Below are 18501 nucleotides of genomic sequence, written 5' to 3' on the forward strand. Positions count from 1 at the left end.
TTAATATAGCAGGTTAATACAGTGTTACTTTAGCGCAAGGGTAAATGGCATGTTCAAGATAATCAAATGGTTATTAATAGGTTTGTTCGTTGTGGTGTTACTCGCAACAGGGCTTGTTTATGGTGTATTAAATCTAAGTTTACCGGCTCTTGATGGCCGGGGTAAAAGCGACGCTATTTCGCAATCAGTGAAGATTGAACGAGACACTTTAGGGCAGGCTGTTATTCATGCCGAAAACCGTTTAGATGTAGCCTATGCTCTTGGTTTTGCGCATGGTCAGGACCGATTCTTTCAAATGGATTTACTGCGCCGTAATGCCGCAGGTGAGCTTAGTGAATTATTTGGTAAAGCTGCTGTTGGGCTTGATAAAAAAATGCGTTTTCATCAGTTACGCAAACGTAGTCAGATTGCTGTTGCGCAGTTACCAGCAAAAGATAAAGCGCTATTAAAAGCTTACGCGAATGGGGTTAATGAGGGTCATGCGCAAGTAGGTTTCGATAGTTTTGAATATTTACTGACTGGCGCTGAAGCAAAACCTTGGCAAAGTGAAGACAGCTTACTAATCATTTTTAGTATGTATTTAGATTTGCAAACGGCTACCTTTGAACGCGACAAAACACTGATCGAAATCGAAGATCTCTACGGTAAGGCGATGGTCGACTTTATTACTCAGCCTAGCCTTTATCAAGCGGCGCTCGATAACAGCCTATTAGCACCTTATAACGGCGGTATTCCAAATCTCAAAGACGCTCAATGGGCTATGACTGAGATTGCAGAGCGCAAGGAGCTTGGTAGTAATAACTGGGCAGTTACTGGGCAGTTAACTGAAACTGGTGCTGCAATGTTGTCAGACGATATGCACTTATCATTTGCTGTGCCAATCATTTGGTACCGTGCCCAGCTCAATTATCCACTCAATGGTGAAATGCAGCAAATCACCGGTGTGTCATTACCTGGCGCTCCAGCAATTGTAGTTGGCACCAATAATAAAATAGCGTGGGGATTCACCAATGGTTACCTAGATACAGCCGATTGGATAGCCCTTGAGAGTAAAGAGAAAACGTGGCAGATAGATGAACCCATCTTACTCAATGACGGCAGCATTGAAAATTATGCTTTAACTATGAGTGAATATGGCCCAGTAAAAGAAATTAATGGCAAACCATATGCACTAAGTTGGGTTGCTCACCATGAGTATGCGGTTGATATGGAATTACTTAAGCTTGAGCAAGCAAGTACGGTTGATGATGCACTAGCGCTTGCGGCTGAAGTGGGTATTCCTGTCCAAAACTTGATGGTTGTTGATGATCAAGGGAACGCCGCTTGGAAGAATATGGGAGCCGTTCCAGCCCGTAAAGAGCCCCATCAATTAGCGGTGGCTGAGCAAGCGTATCCTGCAGCGTGGCATGAAAACGAAACGCTGCGTCCATTTGTTAAAAACCCAGACAGTGGCCGATTATGGACGGGCAACTCACGCGTTGTTTCCGCAGAGGATGACCAGCGCTTTGGTAATGGTGCTTATGCCATGGGGGCTCGCTCGGCACAAATTCGCGATCGATTATTTGAAAAGCAACAGTTCAACGAACAAGATTTTTATGACTTACAACATGATAATGAAGCTCGATTCTTAACAGCTTGGCATAAACTGCTGGTCAATCAGCTCAGCAACGCAGGCGATAAATATGCGCTGTATTTAAAAGAGCTAAATAATTGGCAGGCGTGTGCTTGTAGCGATTCAATTGGCTATACCTTAGTAAAGCGTTACCGCAGTGAAGTAATTAATGGTTTATTTAGTCCATTAGAGAACAAGCTAAAAGCCCTCAACAGTAGCTTAAAGCCAGTAAAACGAGACTTAGAGCCTGCTGTTTGGCAACTTATCGAAGCGCAGCCTGAAGCATGGTTAAACCCAGAGTATGCAAACTGGAATCAGCAAATGCTAGCTGCATTTGATCGCGTTATCACTAAACTAACCGAGCAGTACGGTAACAACCCGCACAGCTGGGAGTGGGGTAAGGTCAACGAGTTAGTGATTGAGCACCCATTTGCCAAGCAAATACCGGTACTTAAAAGCTTATTGAATATGCCTACGGCGCCTGGGTTTGGTGATACCTTTATGCCTTCAGTACAAGGGCGTAGTTTTGGTGCTTCGCAGCGCTTTATTGTTCAACCAGGGCATTTAGATAAAGCGATTATGGCTATTCCGGGTGGGCAATCTGGGCATCCATTGTCAGAATTTTATCGTGCTGGGTTTAACGATTATGTCAGTAATGGTTTAACGCCATTATTGCCGCAAGAGATTGCACATAGCATTACTATTGAGGCAATTAATTAATCTTCATTTTCAAAAAATGTACTTTGAGCATGCACTATCGTGGTCTTATTACGGCCAGAGTGCTTGCTCTCATACAGCGCTGAATCTGCATACTGCAGCATTTTTTCTATGGGAGTAAGGGGTTGCCATTCAATTAAACCAAAGCTCATAGTTACTTTTAAATCCGGACAGTCAGGGTGAGCTTCCAATGCTGCTATTTTTGTACGCAAAGCTTCAATTTTTGCAAAGGCTTGGCGTTCATTAGATTGAGTAAGTATTAGTAAAAACTCTTCTCCGCCCCAACGAACTGCAATATCATCCTCGCTCATGAATTCACTGATGAGTCGTGAAATATTCACTAAAATAGTATCACCTTTATCATGCCCGTAATTATCATTGATTCTTTTAAACTGATCGATGTCTGCCATGGCCATGCAAAGAGGGGTGTTATTATTTATGCAACTTTTGCGTGCATTCATAATTAGCTTTTTAGCAAAGCGGCGATTGAAAAGTTTTGTAAGAGGATCCCGGGCTGCCATTTCCGTTAACTCTAGTCGTTGTGAAAGAGTAATCTCTCTAATAAAACCCATACCATAAATCATAGGTAAGCCAGCAATAATTATATTAATTATTTTAATATGGGGGAGCAGTTCAGAGTAAGCAAAAGGGTAGTTTGTATTTGAAAAAAACACATACAACAATGCAAAAGCAATGATCATTAACACGCTATACAAAGAAGCTCGCTTTAGAGTTAGTTGATAGTCGATCATTAACAGGCAAGACACAGTCCATAGATAAAATTGAAATCCTGCATCTAAGCCAAGCATTGCACAAACAATGGTTGAGTGAATAACAACTTCAAGACAAAACACACGAAGAGCTAAGGAGGTTAAACCTTGTTTGATTAGAAAAATTCCTCCAGCCCATGCACACACACTTAGAACATTTACTATTGCCAAAGTAACTGCACCAATGTGAGCGAAAACGGGAATTAGCACAACGTGGACTGCGAGTGCAAAGTAAGCAATCTTCAAAATAATAAGAAACTTAACATGCTCTATTTCTTGTAACTCTGATTGCTTAGGTTGTTTTAAGAGATGTTTTAGCAACCGGACCTCTTAGACAGCTAGGTGTAAAAACTAGTATAGATTAAAATTTAGGCTGTGAAGAATTAAAGAGATTTCTGTTTCTTTAATTCATTTAATTTAATCGGGTTAAACACCAGTTCACTTCGTTTTTGCTAAGCTTTAAGCTTGGCAGGACTGTGAATTAATGCCACTCTAATCAAACCATCATTGATATCGGCTTGCCGTTTGCCTTGATAATATTTTCGTGCCTAAAAAGGAGTAGTTATGCCGGCGGAAAAAACGCATTTAGAGATTTGTAATCTAACTAAAGAACAGTACCCACAAATAAAGACCCTCATGGATCAAGCTTACCCAGGGCTTGGAGGTGCTTGGCCAAGCCATACTATTTTTAGGCTAATAGACCAGTTTCCGGAAGGGCAAATAGGCATTGTTGACGATGGTGTTTTAGTAGGCATCGCCTTGAGTGTACAGGTTGATTACGCGCGCTTTTCTAACCCACATACCTACGAAGATATTGTTGATGGTCACGACCGTGTATTTAGTGATCCTGAAGGTGATGCACTTTATGGTTTAGATGTGGTGATTTCATCAACTCACCGAGGGATGCGACTGGGTCGTCGCTTATACGATGCGCGTAAAGAGCTGTGCCGTCAGTATAACTTGCGCGCTATTTTAGCGGGTGGACGTATTCCGCGCTATTACAATCACAGTGCAGAGATGTCTCCGATGGAGTACATCGAAAAAGTTGACCACAAAGAGCTGTATGATCCGATTTTAAGCTTTCAGCTATCTAATGATTTCCAAGTTAAACGTTTACTTAAAAAATACCTTCCTGAAGATCAGGAGTCAGTTGGTTATGCCACTTTACTAGAGTGGAATAACATTATGTTTGAGCCGACAGATACGGTACTTGAGTCGACTAAATCAATTGTCCGTGTCGGTGCTGTACAATGGCAAATGCGCTGTGTTGAGTCTGTTGAAGAGCTGCTCAAGCAGGTGGAGTATTTTGTTGATACAGTATCAGATTATAAAAGTGACTTTATTCTGTTTCCGGAGTTTTTCAATGCCCCGTTAATGGGTCTTACTGAGCAAAGTAATCAAACGGAAGCGATTCGCTATTTGGCCGAATACACAGAAACCTTCCGTGATGCGATGTCACGCATGGCGGTTGAATATAATGCCAATATTATCACCGGTTCTATGCCACTCGCTGAAGACGACAAGATTTATAATGTTAGCTATTTATGCCACCGTAGCGGTAAAATTGATGAGCAGCGTAAAATTCATATTACCCCTCACGAGCAAAATGACTGGGTGATCCAAGGCGGTGATAAAATTGCTGTATTTGAAACCGATGCGGGTCGTGTCGGTATTCAAATTTGTTACGATGTAGAGTTTCCTGAATTGTCGCGTATTCTCGCTAAACAAGGGTTAGATATTTTGTTTGTGCCATTTTGGACAGATACAAAAAATAGTTACTTACGTGTACGCCATTGTGCGCAAGCACGTGCAATCGAAAATGAATGTTATGTTGTGATTGCAGGCTCGGTTGGGAACTTACCTGAAGTAGAAAGCTTAGACGTACAGTATTCGCAATCAGCAGTGCTTACCCCTTCTGACTTTTCGTTCCCGCATGATGCAACCTTGAATGAAGCAACACCGAATACCGAAATGTTGTTATTCAGTGATTTAGATATGGATAAACTGAAAATCCTTCACAGTGAAGGTACGGTAAGAAACTTAAAAGACCGCCGTGAAGATTTATATGATGTAATTTTGAAAAAGCGAGATCAATAATGGCGTGGTTGTATTTAATTGTCGCAGGTCTGTTAGAAATTGGCTGGCCTGTAGGCCTTAAGATGTCTCAACAGGCAGACAGTCGCTGGTTAGGCATTGCAATAGCCGTCGCCTTTATGGTCGCTAGTGGCTTTATGTTGTGGTTGGCGCAAAAGGATATACCGATGGGGACATCCTATGCAGTATGGACAGGTATTGGTGCTGCTGGCACTTTCTTGGTTGGTATTTTATTTTATGGGGATGCCGCCACTTTTGGCCGCATTGCCGGAGTACTGTTGATAATTAGTGGTGTAATAACCCTAAAGATTAGTCATTAAAAAAGCGGCATAGCCGCTTTTTTAATGACTAGGAATAAGCCTAATTGGGTAGCATTACAAGAATGGCAGCCAGTGCAATTAACACAAGCCCCGCCGTGTCTTGGCGTTTTAACGGCTGTTTTAACCAAAGAATCGATACCATAATGGTAAAAAATACTTCTATCTGCCCCAGTGTTTTTACATAAGCAACATGCTGCAAGCTCATGGCGCTAAACCAACCAATAGAACCTAAACAGCTACAAATACTAACAGCGGTCGTGGTGCCTTTGTGTTGCCACATTTTCTTAAAAGTATCGCGCTCTTTGAATGCAATATACACGCATAGCATCAGTGTTTGTAAACTGATTATCAGCACTAACACCCAAGCTGCAGAATGCGGAAAAGTCAGCCCTGAACTTAAACTTGCTTCACGGATCCATGATGAAGAGAGAGCAAAAGAAGTGCCGCAAGCAAGCCCAAGCAGTGCGGTGCCCAAATTAAAGTGTTTAACATTCGCGATGCCACTTAATAGCAGTACCGCAATTGCACCAATAAATACGCCAACCCAGCCCAGTAACGACAGTGCTGAGCCAAAGAACATGACACCTAAAATGGCCGCCATTAGCGCTTCACTTTTAGCAAGCCCTGCACCGACTGCAAAGTTATTCATTTTAAACAGCTTTACCATTAAACCTGTGGCAACAATTTGGACGATACTGGCGCCAACAATGTAGCCAATAAAAGCCAGATTAAAGTCAGGAAGTGCGGCGTCTTGATATTGATAAAGTGCAAATAAATACAGGGCAGCAATTGGGCTGGCAACGATAAAGCGAGCAAGCGTTACCCCGGCAACACTCACTGTTGCACTGAGTTTGCTTTGCAAAGCGTTGCGCCACGACTGCATAAATGCCGCAAAAATAGTTAAGAAAATCCAAGTCATATTGAAAATAAATTAATGAGGATAGGCGTTTAGAGTAACAAAACCAAAGTGTTAGAGCATCAGCTTATCGACCAACTTGAGAAAAACTCAGCTGTGACAATATGCCGCAGGGCTTTTATGCTGACTTTAGACTATAGTGACAATGATGCTATTGCTGGCCGCTGCTGTTATATGTAGCGGCTTTTTTTGTTTGCGTTAGGGTAAGCTAAAACAGTTAAAAAATAAGGAAATATCATGACCATACTGATTATCTGCGCACTCATCGCAGTACTCATCCCCTATTTGGCCAAAGCGCCTGTGGCTTTTGCACAAAATAAGTTGTCAGGCTACGACAATAAGCACCCACGCGAACAACAAGCTAAACTAACCGGCTTTGGTGCTCGTGCGTTGGCAGCACATCAAAATAGCTTTGAATCGCTGATTATTTTTGCTGTCGCTCTGGCAGTCGTAATAGGTAGCAATAATGTCTATCAGGTAACTGAGACCCTTGCGATTGTGCATGTTATTGCCCGTGTGTTGTATTGTATTTTCTACTACATAAACCAGGATATTTTACGTTCATTAGTTTGGCTTGTTGGCTATGTTTGTGCTGTGGCTATGATTGCTCTTTGTCTTTAGCGATAGAGCTAGTAGTCAAAAACCACAAAGCAAGCGGCTTAAATAAGGCGCTTGCTTTAGGGTCTTAAGTGATTGCTTTTACTTAGAGCTAACTTTAATTTTCTCTATTAAATCCTTTGCTTGGTAGTTTTCGTCTAAGGCGAAATCGAGTTGTACTAATGCGTTTTTAAAGCCGGATTCAGACGGCGCATACTGCCATTTTTTTAAGGCTCTTTTCGCTTCTCGATTGAAAACACCTTCAGGCTCTGCACTTACCACACTTACATTGCTGGTGGCGCCGCTTGGTAAAATATCGTATTTCAAAACGACTGAACCGCTAATACCTTGCTCTGCAGCTTGAATAGGGTATATCGGCTCTACACGCATAACCGCTTGATAGTCTTTTGTCTTTTCAACTGACATCGGCTGTTTTGCAATCGCAAAGCTGCTAAGCATGCCCGCTGTAAAAATAACTAACGCTGTTTTTGCGATAAATGAGCTGTTGTCGATCTGCTTTATTTGGTTTAGACGTTGTAACATGGTGTTTTTATCTCCGTATTGTGAATAAGCCATTAAGCCTGTTCTGCTAAAGCTTGCACAGTGCACTAATGCCTTACTGTATAAAATTCGTTGTTCAGTTGATTTATTTTTGAGTACTTGCTCATCACATGAAAGCTCTTGAATACGGCGCAGACTTGCATAACCAAGCCAAGCGACAGGGTTAAACCACAACAAAATAGTGGCACTTAAAGCGATGGCATTAATTAGGTTGTCTTTGCGTTTAATGTGCACTGATTCATGCTCTAAAATAAGCGCTAAAGCATGGTTATCGTAGTGACTTTGATAGTTTGTAGGCAGCACTAGCTTGGTATTTAAAACCCCTACAACCATAGGTGAGCTCACTTGGTTGCTTTGGTATAAGCGCATACTTTGATTGCTGTGATGATCAAGCGTAATTGGCGCTAACTGCAGTTTTGCTAGAAAACGGTAATGAAAATATACGGCAGTGATCAGCAGTGCGGCACTAATAAAGCCATAAATAGCAAACCAAGTGAGCGTAAACTGCGGCATTATTGCTGTGTTTGGCGTGATAGTCAGCTTACTGATAAAGTCGTTTTGAATTGGCTTTAAGTGCTCTGGTAGGTTCGCTAACAATAAACTAATTGGTAAAAGCGCCCAGAGTGTATAAACCAAGCGTGCCGATAGCTGGCTTAGTAACTTTCGCTCTAACAGCAATAAAAACATAATTGCAGATGAGATCAAAAGTTGTTGATCTAACAGCCAATTAAAAAATACATCTAACATAACAACGCCTTATTTTTGCTGTTTTTCCCAATCATCAATGACCTTTTTCAGCTCATCAATATCATGTTGCGAGAGTTGCTCTGATTTAGCAAAGCCACTCACCAGTGGCGCAATACGGCCATTAAAGAAACGTTCAATAAAGCTTTGGCTTTCTTTTAATGTGTATTCTTCACGGGCGATGCAAGGGGTGTAGTTATATTGGCGGCCTTGTTTCTCGAAGCTAAGAGCGCCTTTTTTAACTAAACGGCTTAGTAGCGTTTTAATGGTTTTTTCGTGCCATTCTTTATCGTCACTTAAACGCGCAATTACTTCACTAGCTGTGGCTGGGTAGCCAAGCCATACTGCATCTAATACTTCGAATTCAGCTTTAGAAAGTTCAATCATTTTTATGCCTACAGATGTAATCTTTAATTAAAGATTACACGTGTAATCAATTAATGCAAACTTTTTTGTTAGAGAATGTCACTTTTTTTGATACTGACTATCTGCCCTTCGGGCAAATTCAGCGTGGTGAGTGACAGTTTTGCGATATCTGTGCGGTAAAGGTCGATGACTTTGTAGCCACAAAAACGAGCCATTTTACGTATTTGCCGATTTAAACCTTGTTTTAAGACGATGCAAAACTGTGTTTCGCTGACTTGAGTCACCGTGCAAGGGAGGGTTATTTGTTTATCGACAGGCACACCGCCCGCCATTTTTTTACAAAAATCGCTATCAAGGGACTTATCAACGGTGACTAAATAGCGTTTGGGTTGGTGGTAATCAGGGTGGATCAGTTGATTACAAAACTCACCGTCATTGGTCAAAATCAACAAACCTCGGGAGTCTTTGTCGAGCCGGCCAATTGGGTAAACGCGAGTGGTTTTAGGCAGGCTATGAATAAGGCTTGTTGGGTCATCAGCATTTAATTTGCAATCTATACCAACAGGCTTGTGATAAGCAAAGTAGGTGAGTGGTGCCTTAGCTAAAATTTTTTCGCCAAGTACAATCACATCATCGTGCTCATCAACATGATCTATATGATTTGCGGCACGGCCATTTACTGTTACCTCACCTTGATCTATCAAGCGCGATGCTTGCTTTCGAGAGCAAACACCCGCATGGGCAATAAATTTAGCAAGTCGTACTTTTTCTGGCATGAGTGATTTTTGTACAATTAATTTGATCACAGTATATCAAAATCACGTATGAATAGTTCCACCACCAAAGAGGAATGCACATGCCTATCAAATTATCAGAGCTTGCAGCTCACCAACCACTGCAAAAGGTTATCCTTCATTCATTAGAAATGGCGCTGTATCAGGTGTCTGTGCTGATCAATAACGTTGAGTATTATGTTACTGATGAGCAAGGTGAGTTTATTCGTGATATTAGCCCGTTGCACATTCAAAAGCGCCTCGATCACCTAAGTTATGGTGATATGGTTTTACGCCACACTAGTGCTTATGATGAGATGTGTGGTCAGCCCGAAAAGCTGGCCAGCAACATGCTTGAAGTACCCTATGGTAAGAACCACTTATACTGATTAACGATATAAGCGTATACTGAGTATATGTATCAATTAAAAAGTGATGACTCAGCTGATTTAAACAACCAGCTTAGAGAACATATTGTGGCTTTCAACGCCGCGTATTTTAATGCCGAGCGTATTCCCGTTGGTTTTAAGTTCGTTAATAAACAAAACAGTGTGGTTGCTGGTATTCATGGTCAGGTATTTGGCAATTGGCTGCTTATCAGTTGGCTTTGGTGTGATGACAATATGCGTGGTAAAGGACTTGCGACACGATTACTAAATGAATTAGAGAGCAAAGCTAAAGCACTTGGTGCAAGCACTGCTCAACTTGATACGCTCGATTTCCAAGCTAAACCCTTTTACGAAAACAACGGCTACCTAGTTAAATATGAAATGCGTAACTACCCACTCGACGGCTGCCGTTATTTTATGGAAAAAAGCCTTTAAATATCAACTTTTACTCACTTCGCTTTAAGCACGTCTTGCTCGGTAAAAGTAACACCTAAGAAAGGGGTCGCTTCTGGGGCAAGCATAAAGGTGCGGATGTTCATGTGGTCTTGCCCTTCAGGATTGTGTAATACGTCATCACGATAAAACGCGCCAAAGCAATCTAGGGTGTTTTGTTTACTCAATTGATTTAGCTTAGCAAAGGCAAAAATTTTACACGAGCCATTATTTTCATTTGCCGCGCTTAGCAGGCCATGATTGTTAAAACCACTTGGGGTAAAGTCATAATTGTTGTCTATGACCGCCATGGTATCGGTAAACTCAATTTGCTGCGGTGTGCTTGCTAATTTCGAAAGAAATTCGTTAAGAGTCATTGCTTGTCCTTAAAAATTGTTCTTTATCAACTCTAACTCATTCACTTGCTGATTGATATTAAACTCAAAATTCTCTAAAAAGTTCATACCTAGTAAACCATACCCGGCATGATTTTCTATTACCAGCACTTCAAAATTACGAATACGTTGTTGACCGACTTGAAACGACTCGAGCTGATAACGCTCTGCTTCAACAATTCCATTAGCTGTGTTTACTTGTAAGGTGCCAAGGTAATTGGCTGGGGTGTTAAGCGAGTTTAATAATGTTTGGTTAATTACAGTAAAGCTAGCGCCGGTGTCGATCATCAGCTCGGTTTCGATATCATCGTTGATAATACTGTTCACCAAATAGTGCGAACCTCGAGCAGTTAATTTTATAATTTCAACACCTGCGAGGGCTTGTTGAATCAACTGATGTAATTGCTCAGCCTGTTGTTTATAGTCATGATCTTCGGGTAGTTGATCTAGGGTTATTTGGCTCGCGACATAATCTTCTAAATGGTAGTTAGCTAATGCATTGTTATATAAGTAATGCGCGTTGCCAGGCGCGTAATCAAGCCATTGTTGACTAATATTAAGTAGGGCTTGCCATTGTTGCGTTGCAATAAGTTCATCAATATAGGATTTGCTTAGCTCGTCTATTTGTTTGTTAAGTTGTTGCTTATCATTGCTGTCTAACTGGTTGCTAAGCGCCAGTAAATTGATAATACCTTGTTGGGTATCACCTTGTGCTATTAAACGCTTTGCCTCAAGTTCAAGCATGGTGACATCGTAAGGGTGACTATTTAAAAAAGCCGTTAAAAATTGCTCACTTAAGGTGAATTTTTGATGGGAAAGCCATGTCTCAAGTTGTTGTTGCCAAATTTGTTTAAGTTGCCTTGCATAGTGAGGTTCATTAACAAGCAATTGGGTGTACTCGGCCACCGCTTTGTCGAATAATTGGTTGCTAAATAGCGCAACAGCTTGTTGAAAGTGGGCTGGTAAAACCGCGCTTTTCTTGACTATGGGAGTGGTTGCTACAGTCTCAATTTGTTTTGGCTTCGCGGGGTTAAACAGTTGCCAAATAAAGTATCCGTTTAAGCTAAGAGAGCATAGCAATATTAATTTAAGAAAAGCATTCATCCGTTTTGCCCAATCATTTAATCTTTGTTATTTACTTACTCAGCATAAAACACATTTTTTAAAGTCGTTACTTTTTAACTAAATGATTGAGCGCCATGATATTACTGATCTCAATATCTGCTAATCCTTGATAACGATATTGCGTTGCTTGGTTATTAAGCCAAACGCTTTGGCAGCCAGCATTATTGGCACCTTGTACATCAGTATCTAGGCTATCGCCAATGTGCAAAATTTCTTTATGATTAACCTCTAACTGCTTTGCTGCGCTATCAAACAAGGCGATGTGCGGCTTCGCTTTTCCGTGTGGGCCTGCTTGTAAAACTAACTCAAATACACCATTAAGGTTAAACTTTTCTACTTCGACATTACCATTGGTGATGGCGATGAGGCGGTAGTGTTTACTGAGATTAGTAAGTAATTCAAGTACTTCATCAGTAACGGTTATTTGACTGCGGGCATCAGCGAATGCCTGATAAGCATTTTCGGCATGCAACTGAGCTTGCTCTGCTGAAAAACCCAGATCGGTCATGGCATAGTGTAATGCTGCTTGTCGCCAGCGCGTAACGTCATCAATTAAAGTCGCATCATGTTTTAAAGCTTTATCGCGGCATGTTAACCAGTAGCTCATGCTATCGGCTGGCCATTGGTCTAATGCCTCGAGGTAATCAGCTTGTGCTTGCAAGGCTGATTTTATGATCGGATGGTTGTTGTAAAGTGTGTCGTCTAAATCAAAACTTAAAACAGAAACTGGCGATAGGGCACGGTTAAATCGGATCATAATGACAAGGGTTTACTCTGATGTTGAGCGCTTTTTAGCGCGTGGATGGGTGTTATCGTACACTTTAGCTAAATGCTGAAAATCTAAATGCGTATAAACTTGAGTTGCAGACAAACTACTGTGTCCTAACAGTTCTTGTACGGCACGCAGATCCCCTGATGATTCTAAAATATGTGATGCAAATGAGTGACGCAATTTATGCGGATGCACTTGTGAGCTGATCCCTTGCTTAATGCCCCATTCTTGCATCCGTAAGCGAACTTGGCGTACGGAAATTCGCTTTTTTTGGCTGCTAACAAACACGGCTATTTCATCAGGATGTGCAAATTGAGGGCGAATTTTCAGCCATGCTTTTAATGCACTGAGCGCTTTGCTGCCTACAGGTAATAAGCGTTCTTTGTTACCTTTACCACGGACTAAAATTTCGCCTTCAGTCGGGTTTATATCTTGTATGTTAGCGCCAACTAACTCGCTAATGCGCAGACCCGAAGAGTACATTAATTCCATCATAGCTTTGTCACGAATAGCTAAAGGCTCATCATCTGGCAGTTCTAGTAGCTTAGCCATTTGATCTACGTCTAAATTTTTGGGTAAAGGCTTGGAAAATTTTGGCCCTTTAATGGCCTCTGCCGGATTGTGATAATATGCCTGACTGGCTATATTTTTGGCTTTTAAGAATTTATATAAACTGCGAATACAACTCAGTTTTAAACTGATTGTGCGACCACTCAATTGTTTGCTGCGCATTTGCATGCTGTAACGGCGAATATGCTCACCTTGAACAGCAAACCAGTCTTCACATAGTTTACTAAAGTACAAAGCTGCGAAGCCTAGCTGGCTCGTGTATTGGTTTACTGTGTGCGCTGAGTATTGTTTTTCGTAGCGTAAGTAGTCTGCAAATAGTTGGATTGGTGTTCGCCAAGCATCACTTAATTCATCAATGTCTGGCGTCGTCACATCGCTCATGCAAGTTCCAATAAGCGCAGTTGTAATGAGCGAACAAACTCAAGGACAAAAAAGCTGTCTTTTGCCGGTTCGAAGTGATTTACGTCATCACTACCAAACGCCAAAATAGCCACAGGGTGTTTTGTGTTACCAATTAAATATAAGGCAGTCGATTGAGTCGTGTCTGAAAACAGTAAGTCTCTTTCTTGTTGGCTTACTCGACCCAAGTAAATGCCGTCGTTTTGCAGGCGATGAGCAATTAATTCATCAAACTTTTTATCGTACTTAACTAAGTGGCATTCGTTAATGGATGGATTAGTGCAGATAATATTGCGCAAATTGCTAGCCAGTGTCGTAAAGTCGTAGTTAGTCCATAACTGACGATGACAGTCGCTAAATAAGCGGTAAATTAACTCGTTTTCTTTTGCTTGTTCAACGAGCTGCTCAATCTTATTTTTTAATAACGTATTGTGTTCACGTAATTGGCGCTGTTGAATATGTACCAAAGACGTTGCTCCAGCCGTTTGCTGTTGTAGTTCAACTTCAGCGAGCACATCAGGGTTTTTAATAAAAAAATCAGGGTGTGCTTTTAAATATTCAGCAATTTGTTGTTCTGTTAGTTTGCTCATAGTGCCACTTGTCCATCAAAAACATGCTCAGCAGGGCCTGTCATTCGTACAGGGTGGCCTTCGCCTTGCCAACGTACTTGTAAACTGCCGCCGGGTAAGTCAACTTGTACGGTATTAGCAAGTTTACTTTGAATTTGTCCAACCACGACCGCAGCACAAGCACCTGTACCACAGGCTAAGGTTTCACTAACGCCACGTTCCCACACTCTTAGTTTAATGTGATCTTGCGAAATTACCTGCATAAAACCAACATTTGCACGTTGTGGAAAACGCTCATGATTTTCAAGGAGTGGGCCTAAGGTGGTGACTTCTGCGGTATGAATGTCATCAACTTCTAACACGCAATGTGGGTTACCCATCGACACTGCGCCACTAAATACTGTGTGTTCTTCAGTGCGAAGAATATAGGTCAGCTCACGCTTGCTGGCTTTTAATGGAATTTTGTTCGGTTCAAAATTAGGGTGGCCCATATTTACCGTTACTTGGCCATCTTTCTCTATATAAAGCGTGAGGTTACCAGATTTTGTTGAAACCGAAATTTTATGCTTATTGGTCAGGCCCTTCATACGTACAAAGCGGGCGAAACAGCGCGCGCCGTTGCCGCATTGTTCAACTTCGTTACCATCGGCATTGAAAATTCGATAATGAAAATCGAGATCAGGCGAGTAAGGGGCTTCAACCATAAGCAGTTGATCGAAGCCAATGCCGAAATGGCGATCTGCCAGCTTCTTTATTTGATCACGTGATAAAAAAACATTTTGAGTAATGTTATCAATAACGACAAAGTCATTACCTAGGCCGTGCATTTTTGAAAAATTAACTAACATAACGCTCTAATTCGGGTTTGCTCTGAGCTAATCATGCCACAGAGCAGGGCGGTTATAAAAACGTTTATGGTAAAATTTTCTCACCTTGCCAAAGGCTTTCTAAGGTTTCGCGTTGGCGAATTAAATGGCTTTGCTGACCATCCACCATAATCTCTGCAACACGCGGGCGTGAGTTGTAATTTGAGCTCATGGTAAAACCATACGCGCCAGCGCTGCGCTGCGCTAATAGGTCACCGGCTTGAAGTGCAAGCTCACGGTCTTTGCCTAAAAAGTCGCCGGTTTCACAAACTGGGCCGACAATATCGTAGTTGTGAGTAGGTGTATCATCTGCGCGAGGTTCAACTGGCACAATACTTTGCCAAGCTTGATACAGCGATGGACGCAACATATCGTTCATGCCAGCATCAACAATAGCAAAGAACTTATCTTGGTTTTGTTTAATAAACTCAACTTTAGTAACTAAAATACCTGCGTTGGCTGCAATCGCACGACCAGGTTCAAAAATAAGTTCTAAATCTTGGTAGTCTGCTAATCGAGCGGTAATTTTATCAACATACTCGCTTGGATGAGGAGGCGTTTCGCCATTATAAGGCACGCCAAGACCACCACCGATATCTAGGTGAGTTAGCTTGATGCCAACCGCTTTTAACTCTTCGATAAGAGTCAGTACTTTTTCAAGTGCTGCTAAGAAAGGTTTTATTTCCGTTAGCTGCGAACCGATGTGGCAATCTACACCGGTAATTTTTAAACCGGGTAGTGATGCTGCATGTTGATACACAGTCACTGCAGTTTGAATATCAATACCAAACTTATTCTCTTTTAAACCGGTTGAGATATAAGGGTGCGTTTTTGCATCTATATCTGGGTTTACGCGAATCGAAATCGGTGCCACTAAGTTAAGATCCGTTGCCACTTTTGAAATTCGTTCAAGCTCAGCCACTGACTCAACGTTAAAACACTTGATCCCCAATTCAAGTGCATAAGTAATTTCGTCAGCGGTTTTTGCAACGCCAGAAAACACAACCTTACTTGCGTCTCCGCCTGCTTGGATAACGCGTGCAAGCTCACCTTTTGAAACGATGTCAAAACCTGAGCCAAGTCGCGCTAAAATATTCAGCACGGCAATATTTGAGTTGGCTTTTACGGCATAGCACACCAAGCTATTATGTGACTTAGCAGCGTCTGCAAATGCTAAATAATGACGTTCAAAGGTTTTGCGAGAATAGATATAACAAGGCGTACCATATTGTTCGGCAAGCTCTTTGACAGCGATGTCTTCAGCGAACAGCTGATTATTATTGTAGTTAAAAAAGTCCATCTATTGGTCCTGTTTTTGCTCTGGTTGTTCGGATGGATCAGCTTGTGGCTGAGACTTTGCAGGCGGCTTAGTATCATCTGGCAGATAAAGAGCACCACTTTGTCCGCAACCTGCTAGGGTTACTAGAAGGGCGCTTAGAGGTAAAATGGTTTTTAATTTTTGGCTATGAGTCTCTTTCATTAGATTAATACGGTTGCTGGCTTTATAATCGCAGAGTAACAGAATATTTAAAAAATGCAGCTATTCGCGGATGAATTTATTCCTGTTACACTTGATGTACACAATCTGCCCCCAGATCTAGGCTTAAAGCCAGTTAAAGGACACTAAAATGACTGATCATGAATACCACACACTAGCCGATGCATTAATGCTAACTATTGAAGAGCAAATCGATGAATGTGATGCCGATTTAGACTATGAATCAGCGTCAGGTATTTTAGAAATCATCTTTCCTGATCGCAGTAAAATAGTGATCAACAAGCAAGCACCATTACACCAAGTTTGGGTAGCGACTAAATTTAACGGTCACCATTTTGAACTACGCGACGATAAGTGGATTGATAACCGCTCAGGTGCAGAGTTTTGGCAATTTATGTGTGATGCGGCAACTCGCCAAGCAGGTCAAACAATTGAATGGCGTTCTGAACTATGAGTTTAGAGTTTGTTGAATATCCAGCGCAAGGTGATCACAAAGCAACGGTTATCTGGCTACATGGTTTAGGTGATTCAGGTGATGGTTTTGCCCCAGTTGCACCGCAACTTGCTCTACCAAAAGAGCTTGGTGTGCGTTTTGTGTTTCCACATGCGCCAGTGCAACCGGTCACCTTAAATGGTGGTATGGCAATGCGCTCTTGGTACGATATTAAATCGATGGATTTAGATAAGCGTGCTGATGAGCAAGGAGTGCGTGAATCTGCTGCAAAAGTGGCTGCAATTATTGACCAAGAAATTGCAAAAGGTATCGCTCCTAACAAAATTATTCTTGCCGGTTTTTCGCAAGGGGGTGTGGTATCGCTGCACTTAGCGCCACGTCTAGATTTTAAATTAGCGGGTGTAATGGCACTTTCAACCTACATGTGTGTGCCTGCAAAATTTGCCAATGAAGCCAAGCAGCAGGGGTTAAACATTTTTATGGCACATGGTCGATTTGACGATGTGGTACCGCATAGCGCAGGCAGACAAGCATTTGACGTGCTTAGCGCAAATAACATGGAAGTAAGCTGGCAAGACTATCCGATGGCGCACCAAGTTTGTGGTGAAGAACTGATGGCTATTCGAGAGTGGTTAATTGCTCGCTTGAGTTAATTTTTGGTTTTAGAGGCCAACATGACAAAGAAACTTGTAATTACAGCAAATATGAATACCGTTGAACCAGTTAATTCAGCGCCGACGGCAGTGACTTATCAATGGCATTGGCGACGCATCTTTATGGTTAGCAGTGTTATCTTAGTTGCGCTGGCTATATTAGTGTATAGCTTTATTGGCGCTGTAAATGCAGAGCAATCACCGCAAGATGAGCCGCAATCAGAGTTTGCAAATGCTGAGCTACAAGCGCCTTTGAATGACGCTGAGCAAGAAGAGCCAAAAGAAATCGTCGCACCGCCAATGAATGAGCAAACACCGCTGGCTGATAACACAGAAACAGCTAAAGCAGAGGTCGTGAGCTCAAACATTGTAGAACCTGACGTTACATCAGTAGAGGCTGAGATCGACAGTGAAGAGGTTATTGATGAGCAACAACCTGAAACATTAGCCGTTATTCCTGATGAAGAAGCATCACAAACTGAACAGCAAGTTGAAAATGCAGCAGCACCTGATGCTCAGCAGCAGTTTTCACGGTCAGCACATATTGCCAGTGTTGCAATTGGCGCAAAAATAGACACAGATAAAGTAAGCCGCGCAGTATTAACTACCGATGTTGTTGATCGAGAACCAGTAAACGTTTTAAAAAACGATGTAAAATTAGCGCAAATTAGCAGTAGCCTGAGCTTTTTTAGCGAGCTTAGAAATATGCAGGGACAAACTGTTCGTCACCAATGGTATTACCAAGACCAACAGCTTGCTTCGATTGAATTGGCCGTAAGTAGTCCGCGATTTCGTACTTATTCAACGAAAAACATCATGCCAGAGCAACTGGGTGATTGGCGTGTTGAAGTTATTGACGCAGATGGCAACTTACTGGCCCAAAAAGAATTTAGAATTTTAGCTGAGTAA

22 protein-coding genes are annotated in these 18501 nt (G+C 41.8%); 9 read left to right on the forward strand and 13 right to left on the reverse strand.

The window, feature by feature from the left end:
* The first annotated feature begins 49 nt into the window (after positions 1 to 49).
* On the forward strand, positions 50 to 2332 hold the full coding sequence (locus L1272_RS10315; RefSeq protein ID WP_235373319.1) for a penicillin acylase family protein: 2283 nt from the start codon (positions 50 to 52) through the stop codon (positions 2330 to 2332).
* Here the strand turns inward: L1272_RS10315 and L1272_RS10320 are convergent.
* Complete coding sequence (locus L1272_RS10320; protein ID WP_235373320.1) at positions 2329 to 3420, reverse strand: GGDEF domain-containing protein; 1092 nt, start codon at positions 3418 to 3420, stop codon at positions 2329 to 2331. The genes L1272_RS10315 and L1272_RS10320 overlap by 4 nt on opposite strands.
* A gap of 243 nt (positions 3421 to 3663) precedes the next feature.
* Between L1272_RS10320 and L1272_RS10325 the strand changes: the two genes are divergently transcribed.
* Together L1272_RS10325 and L1272_RS10330 are read left to right on the forward strand one after the other, a co-directional pair.
* Positions 3664 to 5196: a carbon-nitrogen hydrolase family protein gene (locus tag L1272_RS10325; RefSeq protein ID WP_166341431.1), complete on the forward strand. Its 1533-nt coding sequence runs from the start codon at positions 3664 to 3666 to the stop codon at positions 5194 to 5196.
* Complete coding sequence (locus tag L1272_RS10330; protein ID WP_054554646.1) at positions 5196 to 5513, forward strand: DMT family transporter; 318 nt, start codon at positions 5196 to 5198, stop codon at positions 5511 to 5513. Before L1272_RS10325 ends, L1272_RS10330 begins: the two co-directional genes overlap by 1 nt.
* Before the next feature lie 40 nt (positions 5514 to 5553).
* Here L1272_RS10330 and L1272_RS10335 read toward each other — a convergent pair whose 3' ends face one another.
* The gene (locus L1272_RS10335; RefSeq protein ID WP_138598955.1) at positions 5554 to 6432 is read right to left on the reverse strand and encodes a DMT family transporter; all 879 of its coding nucleotides are present in this window, start codon (positions 6430 to 6432) and stop codon (positions 5554 to 5556) included.
* Positions 6433 to 6666: 234 nt separating this feature from the next.
* Between L1272_RS10335 and L1272_RS10340 the strand changes: the two genes are divergently transcribed.
* On the forward strand, positions 6667 to 7050 hold the full coding sequence (locus tag L1272_RS10340; RefSeq protein WP_166341435.1) for an MAPEG family protein: 384 nt from the start codon (positions 6667 to 6669) through the stop codon (positions 7048 to 7050).
* A gap of 78 nt (positions 7051 to 7128) precedes the next feature.
* On the opposite strand, the gene L1272_RS10345 is transcribed toward L1272_RS10340, so the two are convergent.
* From L1272_RS10345 to L1272_RS10355, 3 genes are all read right to left on the reverse strand, one after another.
* Entirely contained in the window at positions 7129 to 8334 is a 1206-nt protein-coding gene (locus L1272_RS10345; RefSeq protein ID WP_187491284.1) for a M56 family metallopeptidase, read from the reverse strand.
* Positions 8335 to 8343: 9 nt separating this feature from the next.
* Positions 8344 to 8718, reverse strand: coding sequence for a BlaI/MecI/CopY family transcriptional regulator (locus L1272_RS10350; RefSeq protein ID WP_054554650.1), 375 nt, complete (start codon positions 8716 to 8718; stop codon positions 8344 to 8346).
* Positions 8719 to 8786: 68 nt separating this feature from the next.
* Positions 8787 to 9473 (reverse strand): pseudouridine synthase, encoded by a 687-nt coding sequence (locus L1272_RS10355; protein WP_187490998.1) that lies wholly within the window; start codon positions 9471 to 9473, stop codon positions 8787 to 8789.
* An 80-nt stretch (positions 9474 to 9553) separates the two neighbouring features.
* On the opposite strand from L1272_RS10355, the gene L1272_RS10360 reads away from it, so the two are divergent.
* A complete protein-coding gene (locus tag L1272_RS10360) occupies positions 9554 to 9859 on the forward strand; it encodes a DUF6482 family protein (protein WP_054554651.1) in 306 nt (101 codons plus the stop codon).
* 27 nt (positions 9860 to 9886) lie between these two features.
* Complete coding sequence (locus L1272_RS10365) at positions 9887 to 10294, forward strand: GNAT family N-acetyltransferase (RefSeq protein WP_235373322.1); 408 nt, start codon at positions 9887 to 9889, stop codon at positions 10292 to 10294.
* 14 nt (positions 10295 to 10308) lie between these two features.
* Here the strand turns inward: L1272_RS10365 and L1272_RS10370 are convergent, their stop codons facing one another.
* From L1272_RS10370 to lptM, 8 genes are all read right to left on the reverse strand, one after another.
* Entirely contained in the window at positions 10309 to 10668 is a 360-nt protein-coding gene (locus tag L1272_RS10370; protein ID WP_138618766.1) for a HopJ type III effector protein, read from the reverse strand.
* A 9-nt stretch (positions 10669 to 10677) separates the two neighbouring features.
* Positions 10678 to 11790 (reverse strand): retropepsin-like aspartic protease family protein, encoded by a 1113-nt coding sequence (locus tag L1272_RS10375; RefSeq protein ID WP_235373323.1) that lies wholly within the window; start codon positions 11788 to 11790, stop codon positions 10678 to 10680.
* Positions 11791 to 11857: 67 nt separating this feature from the next.
* Complete coding sequence (locus L1272_RS10380; protein WP_235373325.1) at positions 11858 to 12568, reverse strand: HAD-IA family hydrolase; 711 nt, start codon at positions 12566 to 12568, stop codon at positions 11858 to 11860.
* Positions 12569 to 12580: 12 nt separating this feature from the next.
* The gene (locus tag L1272_RS10385) at positions 12581 to 13534 is read right to left on the reverse strand and encodes a tyrosine recombinase XerC (RefSeq protein WP_119854057.1); all 954 of its coding nucleotides are present in this window, start codon (positions 13532 to 13534) and stop codon (positions 12581 to 12583) included.
* Complete coding sequence (locus tag L1272_RS10390; RefSeq protein ID WP_063700662.1) at positions 13531 to 14142, reverse strand: DUF484 family protein; 612 nt, start codon at positions 14140 to 14142, stop codon at positions 13531 to 13533. The genes L1272_RS10385 and L1272_RS10390 overlap by 4 nt, the downstream gene beginning before the upstream one ends.
* On the reverse strand, positions 14139 to 14969 hold the full coding sequence (dapF, locus tag L1272_RS10395) for a diaminopimelate epimerase (RefSeq protein ID WP_054554658.1): 831 nt from the start codon (positions 14967 to 14969) through the stop codon (positions 14139 to 14141). Before dapF ends, L1272_RS10390 begins: the two co-directional genes overlap by 4 nt.
* A gap of 64 nt (positions 14970 to 15033) precedes the next feature.
* Entirely contained in the window at positions 15034 to 16287 is a 1254-nt protein-coding gene (gene lysA / locus L1272_RS10400; RefSeq protein WP_199529883.1) for a diaminopimelate decarboxylase, read from the reverse strand.
* Positions 16288 to 16467, reverse strand: a complete 180-nt coding sequence (gene lptM / locus L1272_RS10405) for an LPS translocon maturation chaperone LptM (protein WP_138598962.1) — start codon at positions 16465 to 16467, stop codon at positions 16288 to 16290.
* A 148-nt stretch (positions 16468 to 16615) separates the two neighbouring features.
* Here lptM and cyaY point away from each other — a divergent pair, with 148 nt between their 5' ends.
* From cyaY to L1272_RS10420, 3 genes are read left to right on the forward strand one after another with little or no spacing between them, the layout of a single operon-like run.
* Positions 16616 to 16939, forward strand: a complete 324-nt coding sequence (cyaY, locus tag L1272_RS10410; RefSeq protein WP_054554661.1) for an iron donor protein CyaY — start codon at positions 16616 to 16618, stop codon at positions 16937 to 16939.
* Positions 16936 to 17592 carry an alpha/beta hydrolase gene (locus L1272_RS10415; protein ID WP_235373327.1) on the forward strand — a complete coding sequence of 219 codons (657 nt, stop codon included), beginning with the start codon at positions 16936 to 16938 and terminating at the stop codon, positions 17590 to 17592. Before cyaY ends, L1272_RS10415 begins: the two co-directional genes overlap by 4 nt.
* Before the next feature lie 21 nt (positions 17593 to 17613).
* Complete coding sequence (locus tag L1272_RS10420) at positions 17614 to 18501, forward strand: DUF2914 domain-containing protein (RefSeq protein WP_235373329.1); 888 nt, start codon at positions 17614 to 17616, stop codon at positions 18499 to 18501.

Origin of the sequence: Pseudoalteromonas sp. PAST1 (assembly GCF_021532515.1) — a bacterium.
Classification (GTDB): domain Bacteria; phylum Pseudomonadota; class Gammaproteobacteria; order Enterobacterales; family Alteromonadaceae; genus Pseudoalteromonas; species Pseudoalteromonas simplex.